This window comes from Pararhizobium sp. P1_E7, from assembly GCF_056405855.1.
The window spans coordinates 1-2,327 of sequence record NZ_JBFUBH010000174.1 but is presented as its reverse complement, the minus strand read 5'-3'; the positions used below and the strand labels follow the sequence as shown (position 1 = coordinate 2,327).

The window sequence follows — 2,327 nt, the reverse complement described above, 5'->3', positions numbered from 1 at the left end:
GGAGAAAACCTTTTCACCAAGCCCCTAAATTGTCACGGTTCGGATGCACCGTAGCCTGGCCAGCGAGAGTATTTCCACAGGTTCTGACGGGTCTGTAGCCTTTCCGGCGCTTCTTGCGCACCAATTCCAGGAAATGCGATGCGGCCTCCCGCTCCGTTGGAAACACCTCGGATTTCTCGCCGCCGCGGCTACCAATCCGTCCCCAGGCGCGGACGACAGCCGTCTCGCCAAACAAGGTCGGCTGGATCGACAGGGCGTAGTAGCGCGCCATGTTCCTGCTCGCATCGACGCGCTGGCAATAGAGCTGAAACGGATAGTGAAACATGCCCGAAGAATCGTCGATCCGCCCACCTGCGTCCAACGAGAGTTATGAATCGATGCGGCACCACCGATTCATTTTCGTGATGATTGGAATGCTTAACCCGGAGGCAAGCGCGGCATCTCTCCATCTTTGATCCACCAGACCCAGGAATCAAGATCGGAGCGTGCCGCGATCATGTCGCTCAAGGCCGATTCGAACGCGTCGCCAGCCCCCGGCGGCACGAGATAGAGCGCCACCGGAACAGGCTTTGCCTCCGGCAGTGTGGCAATCGCCACCGGCTGGGAAGACGATAGATTGAATCGCAGCCCCTTCACACTCTTGCGCCGCAGCTTGGTCAGCTTCTCAAGCACGCGTTCCTCATAGACGCTTTCCACCGGCAACCACTCTGCCGTCACCGTCATCAAAGCGATTTCGTTGATCATCATCAGCCCGGATCCCGTCGCACCGATCGTCATGATGGCGATCAGATGGGAAGCCTCGTTGGCCTGCCACAGCTCTAACTCAATACTGAAGCGCCTCTGTAATGACGTCCAGGCACGATCCTCCAGAAAAAGCGGAAACCCCGGCATATGCTTGATGACGACCCTGCGGCCGGATCGTGCTTCGCCGAACTCCTTGATTTCCCCGACCAGCAGCATCAGCCTCTTTGGACCGGGCGCCGACTGGTAAAGCTCCGCCAGCGCCATGGCGCGACGTTGCTCGATGGCCGTTTTATCGTCTGCACGGAACGGTTCGGGGACGAACAGCCGATCGACCAGTGGTTCCCCCCGTACCGTCATCGTCCGTGCCGCTTCGACAAGATGGCTGCGAACATGCCACCAGTGTCGCTTTCCATTCCAGAGCGATGTCCATTCGGTCAATCCGCCCTCGTGCCAGAGGTAGTGCAGCAGCGCACGCAACGAGAGCTTGCGGGTCTCGTTCTTCACCGTCTCCGGGCTCTCCGTATTGTCTGTCGCCGCCGCCGCCCGAGATCCCAGTTTCGTCATGGAGAAATCAAGCTTCAAGGCCGCCGCGCCAGTTGCAATATCGATCTGGATGGCGCTCCCGATCAAAGGCCCGAGCCCCGTCAGTTCATAAGAAGGTTCATAGGACTCGCATTGCGGACCATGCGTTGCGCCGCTGAGAGGCATGCGCTTGACCACGTGCTGGTCGCCAATCCGGGCAACATACATGGGCACGCCAGGCGCCCGGCAACGGCATAAAGGCCGCAACTTCTTCTCATATGCGATCGCCAAGCAGTCAGCAAAGTCCGCCGTCTGTTCGTCGATCATCTGATCTCCAATCTGAAACCTGCGCACCACGCCTTGCCTCCACTGTTTGAACGTCTGCGACGTTCATGGGTGGCACACGAGACCAAAACCTGTCTGCTCAGTGCCGGGGATTATCTGTGAGGGAAAAAGCCGCCTCAAGGTCGCGCGGCCCCGCCAATTTTGCCTCCGCTGCGCTCCGACAAAATCGGTTCCTCCACGCGCCGGCTCCGCCGGTCGCTGACGCGAACCTTGACCCGTCTTCTCCCCTCACAGCCGCGATGGCCATCGTTCACAAACGTCAAGGAGACGAAGAGATGACCATCGAACAGCACATCGAGGAACTGCGCGCCGAACTCCGCAACGCCCCGACCACCGAAGAGCGCCAGCAGATCGAGACGGAACTCAAGGCGGCAATCGCAGAACTCACCGAAAAGGAGCTGCCCGACTGAGGGCAATACCCTGCTCTTCGCGGTGGGCACTCCCGCGGTGCCATTTTTCGGTGACTCGTCAGTAGCCGTTTTCCGTCAGGTAATAGTCGAGGGCTGCTTTCACCACCGCCGTCATTTTTAGATCGTTTTCCAGGGCTGCCCGCTGTAGGCGCGCCTTCAGGTCATAGTCCAGGGCAATGTTGATGAAGAATTTTACGTTGCGCTGTTTCGTGCGCTTCAGGTTTTTCAAACTGTAGCGCACATCCTCTTGTGCGACAGCGCGCGCTTCGGCCGTCTCGCGCAGTTGTTTTTCGCTCGGCCTCGGTA

3 protein-coding genes and 1 pseudogene are annotated in these 2,327 nt (G+C 59.0%); 1 reads left to right on the top strand and 3 read right to left on the bottom strand.

All coding sequences use genetic code 11. The features are described 5' to 3' along the window. Window positions 1-13: 13 nt before the first annotated feature. Both AC1D17_RS28535 and AC1D17_RS28530 read right to left on the bottom strand, forming a co-directional pair. Window positions 14-325 (bottom strand): WGR domain-containing protein, encoded by a 312-nt coding sequence (locus tag AC1D17_RS28535; RefSeq protein WP_477568570.1) that lies wholly within the window; start codon window positions 323-325, stop codon window positions 14-16. A 92-nt stretch (window positions 326-417) separates the two neighbouring features. Further along, on the bottom strand, window positions 418-1,620 hold the full coding sequence (locus tag AC1D17_RS28530) for a DUF1173 domain-containing protein (protein ID WP_477568571.1): 1,203 nt from the start codon (window positions 1,618-1,620) through the stop codon (window positions 418-420). 266 nt (window positions 1,621-1,886) lie between these two features. Between AC1D17_RS28530 and AC1D17_RS28525 the strand changes: the two genes are divergently transcribed. Next, window positions 1,887-2,021, top strand: a complete 135-nt coding sequence (locus AC1D17_RS28525) for a hypothetical protein (RefSeq protein WP_477568569.1) — start codon at window positions 1,887-1,889, stop codon at window positions 2,019-2,021. Between the two features lie 58 nt (window positions 2,022-2,079). Here the strand turns inward: AC1D17_RS28525 and AC1D17_RS28520 are convergent. After that, a pseudogene (locus AC1D17_RS28520) lies at window positions 2,080-2,327 on the bottom strand (hypothetical protein); the annotation flags it as partial.

What these genes read in the sequence shown, in the direction of transcription:
- AC1D17_RS28535 (WP_477568570.1), bottom strand. Translation starts at nt 325, where the DNA reads ATGTTTCACTATCCGTTTCAGCTCTATTGCCAGCGCGTCGATGCGAGC.
- AC1D17_RS28525 (WP_477568569.1), top strand. Translation starts at nt 1,887, where the DNA reads ATGACCATCGAACAGCACATCGAGGAACTGCGCGCCGAACTCCGCAAC.